The sequence below is a fragment of the Leifsonia sp. Root4 genome, from assembly GCF_001425085.1.
Lineage (GTDB): Bacteria > Actinomycetota > Actinomycetes > Actinomycetales > Microbacteriaceae > Microterricola.
The window spans coordinates 581,989-598,895 of record NZ_LMDN01000001.1; the positions used below are offsets into that span (position 1 = coordinate 581,989).

General features: G+C 66.9%; 15 protein-coding genes. 9 read left to right on the forward strand and 6 right to left on the reverse strand.

Annotated features, from left to right (window positions below; all coding sequences use genetic code 11):
• Positions 1-46 precede the first annotated feature (46 nt).
• The 3 genes from ASC66_RS02735 to ASC66_RS02745 all read right to left on the reverse strand — a co-directional run bounded on the left by ASC66_RS02735 (position 47) and on the right by ASC66_RS02745 (position 3,514).
• Complete coding sequence (locus ASC66_RS02735; RefSeq protein ID WP_055834322.1) at positions 47-1,150, reverse strand: BMP family lipoprotein; 1,104 nt, start codon at positions 1,148-1,150, stop codon at positions 47-49.
• Positions 1,151-1,303: 153 nt separating this feature from the next.
• Positions 1,304-2,362 (reverse strand): BMP family lipoprotein, encoded by a 1,059-nt coding sequence (locus tag ASC66_RS02740; RefSeq protein ID WP_055834325.1) that lies wholly within the window; start codon positions 2,360-2,362, stop codon positions 1,304-1,306.
• Between the two features lie 30 nt (positions 2,363-2,392).
• Entirely contained in the window at positions 2,393-3,514 is a 1,122-nt protein-coding gene (locus ASC66_RS02745) for a mannose-1-phosphate guanylyltransferase (protein WP_055834328.1), read from the reverse strand.
• Between the two features lie 181 nt (positions 3,515-3,695).
• Between ASC66_RS02745 and sdhC the strand changes: the two genes are divergently transcribed.
• The 9 genes from sdhC to ASC66_RS02790 all read left to right on the forward strand — a co-directional run bounded on the left by sdhC (position 3,696) and on the right by ASC66_RS02790 (position 12,092).
• Entirely contained in the window at positions 3,696-4,121 is a 426-nt protein-coding gene (sdhC, locus tag ASC66_RS02750) for a succinate dehydrogenase, cytochrome b556 subunit (RefSeq protein ID WP_082492059.1), read from the forward strand.
• Positions 4,122-4,137: 16 nt separating this feature from the next.
• The gene (locus ASC66_RS02755) at positions 4,138-4,590 is read left to right on the forward strand and encodes a succinate dehydrogenase hydrophobic membrane anchor subunit (RefSeq protein ID WP_055834334.1); all 453 of its coding nucleotides are present in this window, start codon (positions 4,138-4,140) and stop codon (positions 4,588-4,590) included.
• A gap of 32 nt (positions 4,591-4,622) precedes the next feature.
• Positions 4,623-6,437, forward strand: coding sequence for a succinate dehydrogenase flavoprotein subunit (sdhA, locus tag ASC66_RS02760; RefSeq protein ID WP_055834336.1), 1,815 nt, complete (start codon positions 4,623-4,625; stop codon positions 6,435-6,437).
• Between the two features lie 2 nt (positions 6,438-6,439).
• A complete protein-coding gene (locus tag ASC66_RS02765; RefSeq protein ID WP_055834340.1) occupies positions 6,440-7,207 on the forward strand; it encodes a succinate dehydrogenase iron-sulfur subunit in 768 nt (255 codons plus the stop codon).
• 346 nt (positions 7,208-7,553) lie between these two features.
• Positions 7,554-8,825, forward strand: coding sequence for a YihY/virulence factor BrkB family protein (locus ASC66_RS02770; protein WP_235496636.1), 1,272 nt, complete (start codon positions 7,554-7,556; stop codon positions 8,823-8,825).
• A 4-nt stretch (positions 8,826-8,829) separates the two neighbouring features.
• A complete protein-coding gene (locus ASC66_RS02775) occupies positions 8,830-9,672 on the forward strand; it encodes an exodeoxyribonuclease III (protein WP_055834343.1) in 843 nt (280 codons plus the stop codon).
• Between the two features lie 64 nt (positions 9,673-9,736).
• Positions 9,737-10,747 carry a tryptophan--tRNA ligase gene (gene trpS, locus ASC66_RS02780; RefSeq protein WP_055836219.1) on the forward strand — a complete coding sequence of 337 codons (1,011 nt, stop codon included), beginning with the start codon at positions 9,737-9,739 and terminating at the stop codon, positions 10,745-10,747.
• Between the two features lie 8 nt (positions 10,748-10,755).
• Positions 10,756-11,328, forward strand: coding sequence for a GNAT family N-acetyltransferase (locus ASC66_RS02785; RefSeq protein WP_055834346.1), 573 nt, complete (start codon positions 10,756-10,758; stop codon positions 11,326-11,328).
• Complete coding sequence (locus ASC66_RS02790; protein WP_055834349.1) at positions 11,325-12,092, forward strand: HAD family hydrolase; 768 nt, start codon at positions 11,325-11,327, stop codon at positions 12,090-12,092. The genes ASC66_RS02785 and ASC66_RS02790 overlap by 4 nt, the downstream gene beginning before the upstream one ends.
• 445 nt (positions 12,093-12,537) lie before the next feature.
• Here ASC66_RS02790 and glpK read toward each other — a convergent pair whose 3' ends face one another.
• The 3 genes from glpK to ASC66_RS02805 form a co-directional block, all read right to left on the reverse strand.
• On the reverse strand, positions 12,538-14,052 hold the full coding sequence (glpK, locus tag ASC66_RS02795) for a glycerol kinase GlpK (protein WP_055834351.1): 1,515 nt from the start codon (positions 14,050-14,052) through the stop codon (positions 12,538-12,540).
• Positions 14,053-14,093: 41 nt separating this feature from the next.
• A complete protein-coding gene (locus ASC66_RS02800; protein ID WP_055836222.1) occupies positions 14,094-14,822 on the reverse strand; it encodes an MIP/aquaporin family protein in 729 nt (242 codons plus the stop codon).
• Between the two features lie 232 nt (positions 14,823-15,054).
• A complete protein-coding gene (locus ASC66_RS02805) occupies positions 15,055-16,818 on the reverse strand; it encodes a glycerol-3-phosphate dehydrogenase/oxidase (RefSeq protein WP_055834354.1) in 1,764 nt (587 codons plus the stop codon).
• Between the last annotated feature and the right edge of the window lie 89 nt (positions 16,819-16,907).

Here is a 16,907-nt window from a genome sequence, read left to right on the forward strand (position 1 = left end):
ACCTCCCCCATGTGTCACTCGCGGGCCGGATCGGCCGCGGGTGGGATTACTTCGGGGTCGAAGGCGACTCGACCGTGATGGTGCCGTCGATGATGTCAGCCTTGAGCTGGTCAACCTCGGCGATCAGGGCGGGGTCAACCTTGGACTCCCAGTCGTGCAGCGGAGCGAGGAGGACACCCTCGTTCTCCAGCGTTCCGACGTAGGGGTCGGCGCTGAAGTCGCCGTTGGCGGCGTCGACGATGATCGTCTGCGTTGCGTCTTCCATCTGCTTCATGACGGAGGTGAGGTACATCGCGCCGAACTCCGGTGCGGTGAGGAACAGGTCGCTGTCGACACCGATGATGGCGACATCCTTGCCCGAGTCCTGGATGGCCTGAGCCGAGCCCTGGAACAGCGGTCCGGCGACCGGGAGGATGATGTCGGCACCCTGGTCGATGAAGCCCTGGGTCAGGGTCTTGCCCTGGTTGATGTCATCGAAGCTGCCGGCCATGGTGCCGTCCTGCTTGGCCTTGTCCCAGCCGAGCACCTTGACGTCGGTTCCCTTGACCTCGTTGTACTTGGCAACGCCGTCGACGAAGCCATCCATGAAGATGGTGACGGACGGGAAGGGGAGGCCACCGTAAGTTGCAACGGTTCCGGTCTTCGAGGTGCCCGCGGCGAGGTAGCCGGCGAGGTAGGCGGCCTGAGCCGTGTCGTAGAGCACCGGCTTGACGTTGTCGAGCGTGAGCGGCGAGAAGTCGTCGTTCGAGAGCGCGGAGTCGATCAGCGCGAACTGGGTGTCCGGGCTGGCCGTTGCGGCGTCACGCGTGGCGTTGGCCAGGGCGAAGCCGACGGTGAGGATGAAGTCGCAGCCCTGGTCGACCATGCTCGAGACGTTGCTCTCGTACTGGTCCTCAGACTTGGACTCCGCTTCCTTGAACTCGACGCCGAGCTCCTCAGAAGCGGCGGTGATGCCGTTGAAGGAGGACTCGTTGAAGGAGTGGTCGTCGAAGCCGCCGAAGTCGGAGACGATGCAGGGCAGGAAGTCGGGCGCCGCGGCATCCGTCGAGTCCGAGCCCGAGTCGGGGGCGGACGCACAACCTGCAAGGAGAACGGCTACGCCGAGTGTGGCAAGACCGAAGAATCCGGCCTTCCGGGTCTTGATTGTCAAAGTAACCTCCAAGCTGGCGCCCCGGCGGTTTCCGAGGCCAATATGCAAGTCAGGTTACCGAATATTTCCCGGTCTATCCGGGCAAAGTCCACTCCGGGCGCAATGGTTATGAATTCGCGATGTTCTGCTCATATGAGCACGCGGGTCCAGCTACTACTCTGGTGTGCTCGGTGAGCTCACAACGATGTCGCCGTCGATGATGCCCTGCCGGATGCCGTCAACCTCTGCCGCGAGCTCCGGCGACACGAGCGAGGCCCGGTCGTGGAACGGCGCGATCTCGACGCCGCCGTTCTCGAGTGTGCCGACGAATGGAGCGTTGTCGAAGTCGCCGGCGATGTCGTCGCCGACGATCTTCACGACCGCGTCCTCCATGTTCTTCAGCACGCTGGTCAAGACGAGCGGGCGGAACTCGGCCGGAAGCGTCTCGTATCCGTCGTTGTCGACCCAGATGATCGACACGCCGGTGTTCTCGCTGGCCGCGGCTGCAGCGCCCTCGCCGACCTGTCCTGCGACGGGCAGGATGACGTCAGCGCCCTGATCGATGAAACCCTGCGTGAAGCTCTTGCCTTTGGCGATGTCCTCGAAGTCGCCAGTGAATGTGCCGTCCTGGGCGTCCTTGTCCCACCCGAGCGCCCGCACGGAGGTGCCGTGCGCCGTGTTGTACTCGGCGACGCCGTCGACGAAGCCGTCCATGAACAGCGTGACGGGAGGCTGGTTGCCGCCGCCGAACGTCGCAACGATGCCGGTCTGGGTGACCCCGGCCGCGAGGTAGCCGGCCAGGAATGCCGCCTGGGCCGTGTCGAAGACGATCGGCTTGATGTTCGCGCCATCGACCTGCTCGTCGACGATCGCGAAGTGCACATCGGGGTTGGCCTCTGCCTCGGCGATCGTGGCATCGGCGAGCTCCCACCCGACGGTGAGGATGAACTGGCATCCGGTGTCGACGGCCTGGGCGACGTTCGGCGCCAGATCGGTCTCGGATGTCGAGACGATGGCGTTCACGTCGATGTCGTACTGGGCGCTCGCCTGCTGCAGACCCTCCCAGCTCGACTGGTTGAATGAGCGGTCCTCGAGGCCGCCGGAGTTCGTGACCATGCGAGCGCAGTACTCGGACGCGCTCGATTCGCCGCCGGCGTCTGGGGCAGTGGCGCAGCCGGCCAGGAGGAGGGCCGCGCCGGCCATCATCGCGAGGGGTGCAGTGAGTCGAGCCATGGTCGTTACCGTTCCTTCAGGACGATGTGATTAGAGAACGTCGGTGCGCCCGGAGAGCTTGAGCGCGTCGACGACGGCCTTCACCTTCTGGGCGTTCGCGCTAGTCGTGACGAGCAGTGCGTCCGGAGTGTCGACGACGACGATGTCTTCGACGCCGATGAGGGCGATCGTGCGCCCGCCCTCCGAGATGACGATGCCGCTCGAGGAGTCGGCGAGCACGCGGGCGTTCTCACCGAGGATCGCGAGATCCCGCTTGCGCCCACCGGAGTGCAGCTTGGCGATCGAGGCGAAGTCGCCGACGTCGTCCCAGTCGAAGCGGCCGGGGATGACGGCGAGCCTGCCTGCCGCTGCGGCCGGCTCGGCCACCGCGTAGTCGATCGCGATCTTCTTCAGGCCGGGCCAGATCCGGTCGACGGCCGGTCCGCGTGTTGCGGGGTCATCCCAGGCCGCGGCGAGCTCGAGCAGGCCTGCCAGCAGTTCCGGCTCCGAGTTGCCGATCTCCTCGAGGATCCGGTCGGCGCGGGCGATGAACATGCCGGCGTTCCAGAGGTAGTGGCCGCTGGCCACGTACTTCTTCGCCGTGGCCTGGTCGGGCTTCTCGACGAAGGACTTGACGGTCAGCGCGCTGGGCGCACCCTCGACGGTGAGCTTGTCACCGGAGTGGATGTAGCCGAAGCCGATGGCCGGCTCCGTCGGGCGGATCCCGAGGGTCACGATGTAGCCGGCATCCGCGACCTCGACGGCCTCGGCGACGGCCGCACGGAAGATGTCGTCGCGGTGGATGACGTGGTCGGCGGCGAAGGAGCCGATGATGACGCCGGGCTCACGACGCTCGAGGATGGCGGCGGCCAGGCCGATCGCCGCAGCGGAGTCACGGGGCTCACTCTCGAGCACGACGTTGTGATCTGCCAGTTCGGGAAGCTGTTCCTCGACGGCCTTGCGGTGCGCCCGGCCGGTGACGACCATGATGCGCTGCTCACCGGAGATCGGCGCGAGCCGGACCCAGGTGTCGCGCAGGAGGGTCTGGCCGGAGCCGGTCAGGTCGTGCAGGAACTTGGGCGCGTCGGCTCTGGACAGCGGCCACAGCCGCGATCCGATGCCGCCGGCCGGGATCACGCTGTAGAAACGGTCGAGCGCAGTAGAGGTACTCACGCTGCCAGCCTAGGCCAGCCACCAGCAACGCCGCCGGTCCGTGCACGACGCACCCCGTGCCGCGCGAACTTAGGCATGCCTAACCGGAAAATCGCTGAGAGTGAGGAATAGGATGAGTGCACATGCTCATTGAGCACTTCGGGCCAGCGACTGGCCACATTTCAGCCAGGGAGGGTTGTTCATGCCACAGCAATCGGCAGGAACCCTGACAGCAGCCAAGAAGACAACGACATCACGACGCCCGGCGGGAACCCTGTACCGGGGCCGCGAAGGCATGTGGTCGTGGGTTCTGCACCGCATCACCGGTGTCGCGATCTTCTTCTTCCTGCTCGTCCACATTCTTGATACCGCGCTCATCCGCGTCAGCCCCGAGGCGTACAACGTCGTGATCGGCACCTACCAGACGCCGTTGATGGGTCTCGGCGAGGTTGCGTTGGTCGGTGCGATCGTGTTCCACGCCTTCAACGGCCTGCGCATCATCCTGATCGACTTCTGGGCCGGCGGCGTGAAGCACCAGAAGCTGATGTTCTACGTGGTCATCGCGCTCTGGGTGATCACGATGCTCGCCTTCACCCCTCGCCACCTGATCAACGTCTTCAGCCACTAGGAAAGGGGAGCACATCATGACTGCAACAACAATCGAAGCCCCCCGCTCCCCCGCACGCCCCGCGCCCAAGCGCGGCGTGAACTGGGAGAAGTGGGGCTGGATCTACATGCGCGCGTCCGGCGTGGTGCTGGTCGTCCTGATCTTCGGCCACCTCTTCTTCAACCTCATGCTGGGCGATGGCATCTCCGCCATCGACTTCGGCTTCGTCGGCGGCAAGCTGGCCGACCCGTTCTGGCAGTGGTGGGATGTGGCCATGCTCTGGCTCGCCCTGATCCACGGCGGCAACGGCATGCGCACCCTCATCAACGACTACGCGACGCTTCCGTTGACCCGCGGCGTCCTGAAGTCCGCAGTGCTGGCCGCCGTCGTCGTGCTCATCGTGCTCGGCACCCTCGTCGTCTTCACCTTCGACCCCTGCCCCCCTGGGCAGCCGGCCGACCTGCTGCCAGCGCTCTGCGCAGCGCGCTAACACCCATCACCACAAAAAGTACGGATGCCACTGTGACCCAGTCCTCATCGTTCGCCAGCGCCGATCACACCGTCGTTGACGGCGTGCACTATCACCAGTTCGATGTCGTGATCGTCGGCGCCGGTGGCGCCGGCATGCGCGCCGCGATCGAGGCAGGGCCGCACGCCAAGACCGCCGTGATCTCCAAGCTGTACCCAACGCGTTCGCACACCGGTGCGGCGCAGGGTGGCATGGCGGCAGCGCTCGCCAACGTCGAGGAAGACAACTGGGAGTGGCACACCTTCGACACGATCAAGGGTGGCGACTACCTGGTCGACCAGGACGCCGCCGAGATCCTGGCCAAGGAAGCCATCGACGCGGTCCTCGACCTCGAGAACATGGGCCTGCCCTTCAACCGCACGCCGGAAGGCAAGATCGACCAGCGCCGCTTCGGCGGTCACACCCGCGACCACGGTAAGGCGCCCGTGCGCCGTGCCTGCTACGCGGCCGACCGCACCGGCCACATGATCCTGCAGACGCTGTACCAGAACTGCGTCAAGCACGGCATCAACTTCTTCAACGAGTACTACGTGCTCGACCTCGTCATGACGAACGTCGACGGCGTGGACCAGCCGTCCGGAGTCGTCGCGTACGACCTCGCCTCCGGCGAACTGCACGTCTTCCAGGCCAAAGCGATCATCTTCGCCACCGGTGGCTTCGGCAAGATCTACAAGACGACCTCCAACGCACACACCCTCACCGGTGACGGCGTCGGCATCATCTGGCGCAAGGGCCTGCCGCTGGAGGACATGGAGTTCTTCCAGTTCCACCCGACCGGCCTCGCCGGCCTCGGCATCCTCCTCACAGAGGGTGCCCGCGGTGAGGGCGCGATCCTTCGCAACGCCAGCGGTGAGCGCTTCATGGAGCGTTACGCCCCCACCATCAAGGACCTCGCCCCGCGCGACATCGTCGCCCGCTGCATGGTGCAGGAGGTGGCGGAGGGTCGCGGCGCCGGCCCCCACAAGGATTACGTCTACCTCGACTGCACGCACCTGGGCGCAGAGGTGCTCGAGACCAAGCTGCCGGACATCACCGAGTTCGCTCGCACCTACCTCGGTGTCGACCCGGTCACCGAGCCCGTTCCCGTGATGCCGACCGCGCACTATGCGATGGGCGGAATCCCCACAAACGTTGCCGCGGAGGTGCTGCGCGACAACACGACCGTCGTGCCCGGCCTCTACGCCGCCGGCGAATGTGCCTGCGTCTCGGTGCACGGCTCCAACCGTCTCGGCACCAACTCGCTGCTCGACATCAATGTGTTCGGCAAGCGCGCCGGCCAGAACGCCGTCGAGTACGCCAAGACCGCCGAGTTCACGCCGCTGCCGGCCGACCCGGCTGCCGCCGTGCGCGGGCTCATCGACGGCATCCGCAACTCGACGGGAACCGAACGTGTCTCCGTGCTCCGCAAGGAACTGCAGGACATGATGGATGCCAAGGCTCAGGTGTTCCGCACCGACGAGTCCCTGGCCGAGGTGACCCAGACCATTCACGGACTGCGCGAGCGGTACAAGAACGTCGCCGTTCAGGACAAGGGCCACCGTTTCAACACCGACCTGCTCGAGGCCGTCGAACTCGGCTTCCTGCTCGACCTGGCCGAGGTCGTCGTGTTCTCCGCGCGCAACCGCAAGGAGAGCCGCGGCGGCCACATGCGCGACGACTACCCGAACCGCGACGACGAGACGTACATGAAGCACACCATGGCGTACCTCTCCGGTGACGCCCTCTCGGCGGACGCCGCCGACCACATCCGTCTGGATTGGAAGCCCGTCACCATCACGCGCTACCAGCCCATGGAAAGGAAGTACTGATCGTGAGCACGACGACGATTGCCGCCGACCGCCCGGGCAACGCCGACCCGGCCATCACCCCATTCACGGTGACGTTCCTGATCCGCCGCTTCGACCCTGAGGTCGATGAAGAGCCGCGCTGGCAGGACTTCGACGTCGAGATGTACGCGACCGACCGCGTTCTCGACGCTCTGCACAAGATCAAGTGGGAGCAGGACGGATCACTGACGTTCCGTCGCTCGTGCGCCCACGGCATCTGCGGCTCTGACGCCATGCGCATCAACGGCCGCAACCGCCTCGCCTGCAAGACGCTGATCAAGGACCTCGACATCTCGAAGCCGATCTACGTCGAGGCCATCAAGGGTCTTCCGCTGGAGAAGGACCTGATCGTCGACATGGAGCCGTTCTTCGCGTCGTTCCGCGAGGTGCAGCCGTTCCTCATCGCCAACAAGGCACCGGAGGGCGGCAAGGAGCGTATCCAGACCGTCGCCCAGCGCGAGCGCTTCGACGACACGACCAAGTGCATCCTCTGCGCAGCCTGCACCTCGAGCTGCCCCGTGTTCTGGACGGACGGCCAGTACTTCGGCCCGGCCGCCATCGTCAACGCGCACCGCTTCATCTTCGACTCCCGCGACGAGGACGCCAAGGTTCGCCTCGACATCCTCAACGACAAGGAAGGCGTGTGGCGCTGCCGCACGACCTTCAACTGTTCAGAGGCATGCCCCCGCGGCATCCAGGTGACCCAGGCCATCGCCGAGGTCAAGCAGGCCATCATGCGCGGCAAGCCGTAGCATCCGCTGCCGCATCGCAGCGAAGCCCCCGTCGAGAACTCGGCGGGGGCGACGCATAGCGTCGCCAAAGGCGGCAGCCCACCACCAAGGCATCCTCGGCAACCGTAGGCGATGCTGGGTCGGTTTCGACACCACCCCCTCACGTTGGCTTGAGGGAGCGCCAGCGACCGAAGCCCTGACAGGGCCGAACACAGCTGGTCAAGCTTGTCGAAGGCACCCCTGGCACTCACGATGCTCCGGTCACACGTGTTGAAACCGCACCAGCATCGCGCGCGGTTCTCGAGGTTGCCTTGGTAAGGGCTGCCGCCTTTCGCGGCGCTGCGCGCCGCGCCGCTAGGGTGAGACTGTGAGCCGAGACGAGAGCAGCCCCGCCGTAGAGCCTGAGGCTGAGCGGCGCCGCTGGGAGTCTCTTGACGCCTTCGGCGAGCCGCTGCGTGAGCGCTTCGGTGAGCCGGTGCAGCGGGTGACGCAGATCACCCAGAAGACGCTCGCGCTGTTCCCTGTCCGTGTGTGGCGGCACTTCCTCGCCCGCAACGGCTTCCTGCTCGCCGCGGGGATGAGCTATCAGGCCCTCTTCGCCGTTTTCGCCGCCGTCTACGTCGTCTTCTCCGTCGCGGGGATCTGGTTCACCTCCCGCCCGGGCACGATGCAGGCGCTCGAAGACCTCATCAACACCTATGTTCCCGGGCTCATCGGGGAGGAGGGTGCGATCAAGCCCAGCGACCTCGCCGCGTTGGCCGACTCATCGACCTTCCTCCTGAGCTGGACGGGAGTCATCGCGGCCGCTGGTTTGATCTGGACCGCCATCGGCTGGGTCACCTACTCCAGACTCGGGGTGCGCAGCGTGTTCGGGCTCCCGAAGGACACCCGCTCCTACGTCCTCCTGAAAGCCAGGGACCTGCTCGCGGCACTCGTGTTCGGCGCGGTGCTGTTGTTCGCCTCGGCACTGACCGTCGCCAGCACGGCAGCGGTGAGCTGGATGTTCCAGCTGCTCGGCATCTCGAGTGACTCGTTCTGGTACAAGGTCGCCGGCAGCTTCGTCGGCCTGCTGCTCGTTCTGGCCATCAACACCGGCGTGCTCGCGGCGATGTTCCGTTTCCTCTCCGGCGCCAGTGTGCCGTGGCACCGGCTCTGGGGCGGATCGTTCCTCGGAGCCGGCGCCCTCACCGTGCTTCAGGTGCTCGGTGGCACGCTGATCGGCGGCGTCACGAACAACCCCCTGCTGGCCACTTTCGCGGTCTTCGTCGGTCTGCTGCTCTGGTTCCGGCTCACCAGTATCGTCACCCTCGTCGCCGCGGCGTGGATCGCCGTCGCCGCCGGCGATCGGGGCATCTCGCTGCGGAGTGTGACGCAGGAGCAACTCGAGGCCGAGCGCCGCGAGGCCGAGCACCAGGCCGTGCGGCTCGCCGCCGAGGTTGCGCTCCGTGACGCCAAGCGCGCCCGCGACGCCGCATCGTGGTTCCGACGCCCTGCCGCAGCCCTGCAGCTTCGGATCGCGCAGCAGCACTACGACGAGGTCATGCAGGAGCACGGGGTCGACCGGACACGGGATGCCGCGGCATCCGCCCCGGCGAAGCACGGCCGTCCGAATGACGCCTCGCGCGGCAATCTAGACTGAAGTCATGTCTTCTGCGTCGTCGCCACTGCGTATTGCCTCTGTCAACGTGAACGGCGTGCGCGCCGCCTACCGCAATGGGATGGGTGACTGGCTGGCCAGCCGCGATGTCGACATCCTGGCGCTGCAAGAGGTGCGCGCAGACACCAGCCACCTCGAAGAGCTGCTCGGCGAGGAGTGGAACATCCTGCACGACGCGGCCACCGCCAAGGGGCGCGCAGGCGTGGCACTCGCCAGCCGTCGCAACGCCGAGATCCACCGCGTCGAGCTGGGCGCCGTCGACTTCGACAGCGCCGGGCGCTGGCTCGAGGCCGACTACCGCGTCGGCGACCAGATCCTCACCGTTGTCAGCACCTACGTGCACTCCGGCGAGGCCGACACCCCCAAGCAGGTCGAGAAGTACAAGTTCCTCGACGCCATGGAGGCCCGCCTGCCGGAGCTCGTCGCGCACTCGAAGTACGCGCTCGTGCTCGGCGACCTGAATGTCGGCCACCGCACGCTCGACATCAAGAACTGGAAGGGCAATGTGAAGCGCGCCGGCTTCCTGCCGGATGAGCGCGCCTACTTCGACCGCTTCGTCGGCGCCGAGGGCGAGGCGGAGTACAACAACGGTGCCGGTCTCGGCTGGGTCGATGTCGGCCGCAAGTGGGCCGGCGAGGTGGAGGGCCCGTACTCGTGGTGGTCCAACCGCGGGCAGGCGTTCGACAACGACACCGGGTGGCGCATCGACTACCACCTGGCGAGCCCCGCGCTGGCAGCCACCGTCGCGAACTACACGATCGATCGCGCCCCGTCCTACGCCGAGCGATGGTCCGACCACGCCCCCGTCGTCGTCGACTACGCCATCTAGATTCCCGGGTTCGCCAGCCGAACGGCGGCGCCACCACTCTCACCACAGCCTTGAAATGAGCACCATGACCTCTCTCCCCCGCCTGTACTCGGGCATGCAGCCATCAGCGGACTCGCTGCACGCCGGCAACTACATCGGCGCCCTGCTGCAGTGGAAGCAGCTGCAAACGACGCACGACGCGCTGTTCTCGGTCGTCGACATGCACGCCATCACGGTGCCGCAGGACCCGGCGGAGCTGCGCGAGAAGACGCGTCGCACCGCCGCACAGTACATCGCGGCCGGGATCGACCCGGAGAGCTCGACGCTCTACGTGCAGTCCCACGTGCCAGCCCACGCGGAGCTCGCCTGGATCCTGAACACCATCACGGGCTTCGGCGAGGCCGGGCGGATGACGCAGTTCAAGGACAAGTCGAAGAAGCAGGGCGCGGATGCCACCTCGGTCGGTCTCTTCACCTACCCGGTGCTGATGGCGGCCGACATCCTGCTCTACCAGAGTGAGGTCGTGCCGGTCGGAGACGACCAGAAGCAGCACGTCGAACTCACCCGCGATCTCGCCACCCGTTTCAACGCGCGCTTCGGCGAGACCTTCACCATTCCGCAGCCGGTCATCCAGAAGGAGACCGCCCGCATCTACGATCTGCAGAACCCCGGTTCGAAGATGTCGAAGTCCGGCGAGTCTCCAGCCGGCATCCTGTGGCTGCTCGACGAGCCGGGCGCGATCAAGAAGAAGATCATGCGCGCGGTCACCGACGATGACGGCGTCGTGCGCTTCGACCGGGAGCACAAGCCGGGCGTCTCGAACCTGATGACGATCTTCCAGGTGTTCTCCGGCCGTTCGCTGACCGAGATCGAGGACGCCTTCGCCGGTCGGGGTTACGGTGACTTCAAGAAGGAGCTCGTCGAGCTCGTCGTCGCCGAGTTCTCACCGATCCGCGAGAAGGCGACCGCGCTGCTCGACGACCCGGCCGAGCTCGACCGCGTGCTGGCCGGCAACGCCGACCGTGCCTCGGCGATCGCCGACGCCACTCTCGAGACCGTCTACGACCGCATCGGCTTCCTGCGGCGCGTCCGCTAGGGCAGACCATGCAGCCGTTCGAATTGCGCACGACCCGCCTGGTCCTGAACCAGCCGGGGCCGGATGACATCGACGCCATCGCCGAGTACTGCACCGATGCCGCGTTCGAGAAGTACCTGCCGACGCCCTGGCCGTACACGCGCGAGCACGCCGTCGGCTTCGTCTCCGACGTGGTTCCCGCGGGCTGGCGTGACGGAAACGAGGCGACCTGGGCCGTGCGGTTGCAGGGCGACGACAGAGTGATCGGCATGATCGCACTCCGCCTGCAGCGCCACGACCTCGGCTTCTGGCTCGGCGCAGAACACCGCGGCTTCGGTTATATGCCCGAAGCGGTATCTGTCGTGTCCGACTGGGTCTTCGACGGCGGGATCCCCGACGCCCCCGCGGTGCTCTGGGAGGCGGTTGTGGGCAACACAGCCTCGGCGCGCGTCGCCAGGAAGTCCGGCTTCCGCTACATCGGAGTCGCACCGGCCACGACCCCCGGCCGCGACGGCACGGTTCCGCAGAGCTGGCACGCCAGCCTCGCACCCGGCATCCGCTCGGTGCATAACGGCTGGCCACAGGAGGTGGTCGACGGATGAGCGGCACAGCACGGACCGACATCGCCGCGGTGCTCTTCGACCTCGACGACACGCTCTTCGCGCACCGCACGGCGGTCGCCCACGGCATCGTCGCGCACATCGACCAGCTCGGCGGCTTCGACGGCGTGCACACCCCGGATGCCGTCGCCCTCTGGCACGCGCTCGAGGAGAAGCACTACCACTCCTATCTCGAGGGCACGCTCGATTTCGAGGGACAGCGCCGGGCGCGGGCCCGCGACTTCGCGGCGGCCCACGGCGTGCACCTGGGGGACGCAGCCAGCGGTGCCTGGTTCGACGAGTACTTCGAGCACTACACCGCGGCCTGGACCCTGCACGAGGACGCCCTGCGCTGCCTCGACGCGCTCGACGAGGCGATCCCCGGCGTCGGGTTCGGCATCATCACGAACGGCGACCCGGCATTCCAGCAGCGCAAGCTCGACCGGGTGGAGTTGACCGCACGGATGCGCCTCGACGTGCATCCCGAACGTTTCGTCACCTCGGGCGCGCTCGGCTTCGCCAAACCAGACGCGCGCATCTTCGAGGCGGCCTGCGCGGCCTTCGGCGTGGCGCCGGCCGAGGCCGTGTACGTCGGCGACCGCCTGCGCACCGACGCGATCGGCGCGGCCTCTGCCGGTCTCACCGGCGTCTGGCTGAACCGCGATGGCATCGCCGCCTCCGCAGAGGATGCCGCCGACGCCGCCGCCCTCGGCGTGCTCGAGATCGCGACTCTCGCCGAGCTCACCCCGGCACTCCTCGCCCGCTGAGCCGCGTCCGCCCACGAATATTCTGCATCCGCCACGAAGCGTCTGCGCACGTGTCAGGGCTTCGGGGGCGGCCTCGTTCCTCGGCTGCTCCCTCGAGCCAGCGTGGGAGCCCTACGTTGGCTTGAGCGAGCGGGTCGACGAGGAACGAGGAGGCCGGCACGCGAAGCCCTGAGCGGACCGTTGCCCGGCATCCGCGCCGGAGCAGCACGAAACCCCGCACTCAGTGAGTACGGGGCTTCGTGATCTGGTTTCGACAAGCTCAACCAGCGGGGCGTGGCTCAATCAGCGGTTTCGACAAGCTCAACCAGCGGGGCGTGGCTCAACCAGCGGTTTCGACAAGCTCAACCAGCGGGGCGTGGCTCAACCAGCGGGGCGAGGCTCAACCAGCGGTTAGGACAAGCTCATCCAGCGGGGCGCTGCCCGACCGGCGGAGGCTTGCGACTGGTTACTTGACGTCGTCGTCGACCCAGTCGAGGGTCTTCGTGACGGCCTTCTTCCAGTTGCGGTAAAGACGGTCACGCTCGCCGGAGTCCATGTTCGGCTCCCAGCGCTTGTCTTCCTGCCAGTTCTTGGCGAGGTCGTCCAGACCGCTCCAGAAGCCGACGGCGAGGCCGGCGGCGTAGGCCGCGCCGAGCGCCGTCGTCTCTGCGACGACGGGGCGAACGACGGGAACATTCAGGATGTCGGCCTGGAACTGCAGCAGCGTGTTGTTCGCCGTCGCACCGCCGTCGACCTTGAGCTCGGTCAGCGGAACGCCGGAGTCGGCGTTGACCGCGTCGATGACCTCGCGGGTCTGGAACGCGATCGCCTCAAGGGCGGCACGTGCGATGTGGCCCTTGTTGACGTAGCGGGTCAGACCGACGAGCGCACCACGGGCGTCTGCACGCCAGTGCGGGGCGAACAGCCCGGAGAACGCCGGCACGAAGTACGCGCCACCGTTGTCGTCGACCGTCTTCGCGAGCTCCTCGATGTCGGCGGCCGACTCGATGATGCCGAGGTTGTCGCGCATCCACTGCACGAGCGAACCGGTGACGGCGATCGAGCCCTCGAGCGCGTAGTGCACCGGTGCGTCGCCGAGCTTGTAGCCGACGGTCGTCAGCAGGCCGTTCTTGGAGTGGACGATCTCCTCACCCGTGTTGAAGATGAGGAAGTTGCCGGTTCCGTAGGTGTTCTTGGCCTCGCCGGTGGCGAAGGCCGCCTGGCCGAAGGTCGCGGCCTGCTGGTCGCCCAGGATGCCGGCGATCGGGGTCTCGCGCAGCAGCGAGTGCTCGTCGGCGTGACCGTAGACCTCGGAGGAGGACTTGATCTCGGGGAGCATCGAGCGCGGAACACCGAAGATCGCGAGGATCTCGTCGTCCCACTGCAGGGTCTCCAGGTCCATGAACATGGTGCGCGATGCGTTGGTGACGTCGGTCGCGTGCACGCCGCCGTCCACGCCGCCGGTCAGGTTCCACAGAACCCAGCTGTCGGTGGTGCCGAAGAGGAGCTCGCCGGCATCCGCTGCCTCACGCGCACCGGGAACGTTCTCGAGGATCCAGACGATCTTCGTGCCGGAGAAGTAGGTGGCCAGGGGCAGGCCGACCTTCTGCTTGAAGCGCTCTGTACCTCCGTCGGCCGCGAGGCGGTCGACGATGTCCTGGGTGCGGGTGTCCTGCCAGACGATGGCGTTGTAGACGGCCTCGCCGGTGTTCTTGTTCCACACAACAGCCGTCTCGCGCTGGTTGGTGATGCCGACGGAGGCGATGTCGTGACGCGTCAGGTTCGCCTTGGACAGTGCCTGGCCGATCACCTCTCGGGTGTTGTCCCAGATTTCCTTGGGGTTGTGCTCGACCCAGCCGGCCTGCGGGAAGATCTGCTCGTGTTCGAGCTGCCCGGTCGAGATGATCGATCCGGCCTTGTCGAACACAATGGCACGCGAGCTCGTGGTGCCCTGGTCAATGGCGAGTACGTAGTCAGCCATGGTGATAACTCCTTTGCTATCGGGTGAAGGTGGTGGGACGTTTAGGTGATGATCGGCAGCAGCACGAGGGCGGACCAACCGGCGATCAGGCCGCCGATCAGCGGGCCGACGACGGGGACCCAGGAGTAGCTCCAGTCGGAGCCGCCCTTGCCCTTGATCGGAAGCAGGAAGTGCATGATGCGCGGGCCGAGGTCGCGTGCGGGGTTGATGGCGTAGCCGGTCGGGCCACCGAGCGAGGCACCGATACCGATCACGAGCAGTGCGACGGGGAGCGCGCCGAGGGCCGCGAGGCCACCGTCACCCTGACGCCCGCCGCCGAAGCCGATGACGACGAAGACCAGCACGAAGGTGCCGATGATCTCGGTGACGAGGTTCCAGCCGTAGGAGCGGATGGCGGGGCCGGTCGAGAACACACCGAGCTTGTTGGCGGCATCCGGCTCAGCGTCGAAGTGCTGCTTGTAGGCCAGCCACACGAAGGCGGCACCGAGCATCGCGCCGATCAACTGCGCGGCGATGTAGGCGAGCACAGAGACCGCGGAGACCGCGACCGTCGTGCCGAGCGCCGCATTGCCGAACTCGGTCGCGCCGTTGGCGACGAGACCGACGGTGACGGCCGGGTTCAGGTGGGCGCCGGAGGCGTACGACACGATGACACCGGCGAAGACCGCGAGGCCCCAGCCGATGTTCACCATCAGGAAGCCGCCGCCGAGTCCCTTGTTCTTGGCCAGCGCGACGTTGGCGACGACGCCACAGCCGAGCAGTACGAGCATGGCGGTTCCCACCAGCTCCGAGAGGAACACAATTCCGAGATTGTCCACGTTGACCTTCCAATTTGTTTCGTGATTCTTCGCGTCGGTGAGTTCCGCTGCGAAAGGGGCGGATTCAGCGAATCCTGTAGAACCGTATCCGGCTCCGGCCCGGCGGGGCAGGCGTTTCGCATGCACATCCGTGCATTCTCCCGCCCGCCGCGCCAGACGTCTCGCCCGTCAGCGGGCGGATGGGTCAGACCCCGGCGAGGCTCGTGGTCGACGTCGCCGTGCCGAGACGCACGCCGTGGACCTCGGCGAGTTCCGCGCGCGTCGCGGCGATCTCGGTCGCCCTGCGGGTCTCGTCCCAGCCGAGGCCGGCGGCCATGACGTCTGCCAGCTCGCCCAGCAGATCGGCGCTCAGCGCGCCGACGAAGGCGAGGCTGGTGCGGCGCAGCACGAGGTCGATCAGGTGGACGGGCTGCTCGGTGGCGACGATGTAGGCGATCTCGCGGCGCGAGTAGTCCGCGGCGCCGGCGAGGGCGGCATCCGGTGCCCCGTCGCCGTTGACCAGCTCGTCGATCATCGGCTCCGCACGCGTGCCGTAGCGGGCCAGGAGCTGGGCTGCGCGCTGACGCCCGAGCTCTTCTCCGTTGCTCGCGAGCCAGACCTGGGTGGCCGCGTCGGTGGTCGGGAATCCCTTGCCTCCGCCGATCGCGAGACCCTCGGTGCTCTGCGTGCGCGTGCCCCCGATGATGCCCAGGATGTCGGTGCTGAGGTGCTCGGCGAGTGCACGGAACGTCGTCCACTTGCCGCCGACGAGGCTGAGCAGGGTCGTGCCGGGCAGCTCGGTGAGCGGGGTCTGCTCGATGCGGTAGTCCCGCGAGACGAAACCGGGTGCCTCATCGTCGTGACGGGGCAGCGGGCGCACGCCGGAGAAGCGGAAGACGATCTCGGAGCGGTCGACGGGGATCTGCGGGAAAACGTGCGCGACGAGTTCGAAGAAGTAGTCGACCTCGGCCTCGGTGCAGCGGATCGGCTGCGTCATGTCGTGCTCGAGGTCGGTGGTTCCGACGAGCACGCGGCCCTTGAGCGGGTAGATCAGCACGATGCGGCCGTCCTCGTGCTCGAAGAAGATCTCGCGGCCGTCCGTGGCCTCCAGCAGCGCCGGGTTGTCGAGCACGATGTGCGAGCCCTTGGTTCCGCCCATGTAGTTACTCGGTCGGCCGAGTGCCTTGTTGGTGAGGTCGGTCCACGGGCCGGTCGTGTTGACGATCACGTCGGCGGTCATGCTGAACACCTCGCCGCTGACGGTGTCGCGCAGGCGCACGCCGTCCTCGTCGATGCCGACGGCCTCGAGGTAGTTCGCCGCACGGGCGTGCGGGCCGGCGGCGAGGCCGTCGTGCAGCACGTCGAGGGCGAGGCGCTCCGGGTCGTGCATGGATGCGTCGTAGTACGTGGCGGTGTACTTGAGGTCGGGGTTCAGAGCGGGGAGCTGGCGCAGCGACTCCTTGCGGCCGCGGAACTCGTGCCGGGGAACGCTGCCGCCGTCGCGCGAGAAGGAGTCGTAGAGGCTGAGGCCCATCTTGATGAGCAGCGCGCCGCGCTCGGTCGGCTTGCCGGACTTGTGCGTGAGGAAGCGCAGCGGCGCGGAGAGCACCCCGGAGAAGGTGGAGAAGATCGGCACAGTCGTCTTCAACGGCTTGACGTAGTGCGGGGCGATCTTGATGAGGCTGTTGCGTTCCTCGACCGACTCCTTGACCAGGCGGAACTCGCCGTTCTCGAGGTAGCGGATGCCGCCGTGGATCATGTGCGAGGACGCGCTGGACGCGCCGGAGACGTAGTCGCCGCGCTCGACGATGGCGACGTCGACGCCCTGCAGGGCGAGATCGCGGAAGGTGGCGATGCCGTTGATTCCTGCACCGATGATCAGCACGCTGGCGTTCGGGCGCTGCTGGAGCGCCGCGACGGTGGCCCGCGTGTCAGGGGTGTGCTGTGCGGAGTTGGCCTGTGCCGACATCTCGATCTCTCGCTTTCCGACTCGCCGATCGCTCGGCGTCGTTCCTCAGATTCAGCTGCACGTGTTCAGCGTGCAGGGCGGGTTGCATC

What these genes read in the sequence shown, in the direction of transcription:
- sdhC (WP_082492059.1), top strand. Translation starts at nt 3,696, where the DNA reads ATGCCACAGCAATCGGCAGGAACCCTGACAGCAGCCAAGAAGACAACG.
- ASC66_RS02785 (WP_055834346.1), top strand. Translation starts at nt 10,756, where the DNA reads ATGCAGCCGTTCGAATTGCGCACGACCCGCCTGGTCCTGAACCAGCCG.
- ASC66_RS02800 (WP_055836222.1), bottom strand. Translation starts at nt 14,822, where the DNA reads ATGCTCGTACTGCTCGGCTGTGGCGTCGTCGCCAACGTCGCGCTGGCC.
- ASC66_RS02755 (WP_055834334.1), top strand. Translation starts at nt 4,138, where the DNA reads ATGACTGCAACAACAATCGAAGCCCCCCGCTCCCCCGCACGCCCCGCG.
- ASC66_RS02775 (WP_055834343.1), top strand. Translation starts at nt 8,830, where the DNA reads ATGTCTTCTGCGTCGTCGCCACTGCGTATTGCCTCTGTCAACGTGAAC.
- ASC66_RS02740 (WP_055834325.1), bottom strand. Translation starts at nt 2,362, where the DNA reads ATGGCTCGACTCACTGCACCCCTCGCGATGATGGCCGGCGCGGCCCTC.
- ASC66_RS02790 (WP_055834349.1), top strand. Translation starts at nt 11,325, where the DNA reads ATGAGCGGCACAGCACGGACCGACATCGCCGCGGTGCTCTTCGACCTC.
- ASC66_RS02805 (WP_055834354.1), bottom strand. Translation starts at nt 16,818, where the DNA reads ATGTCGGCACAGGCCAACTCCGCACAGCACACCCCTGACACGCGGGCC.
- glpK (WP_055834351.1), bottom strand. Translation starts at nt 14,052, where the DNA reads ATGGCTGACTACGTACTCGCCATTGACCAGGGCACCACGAGCTCGCGT.
- trpS (WP_055836219.1), top strand. Translation starts at nt 9,737, where the DNA reads ATGACCTCTCTCCCCCGCCTGTACTCGGGCATGCAGCCATCAGCGGAC.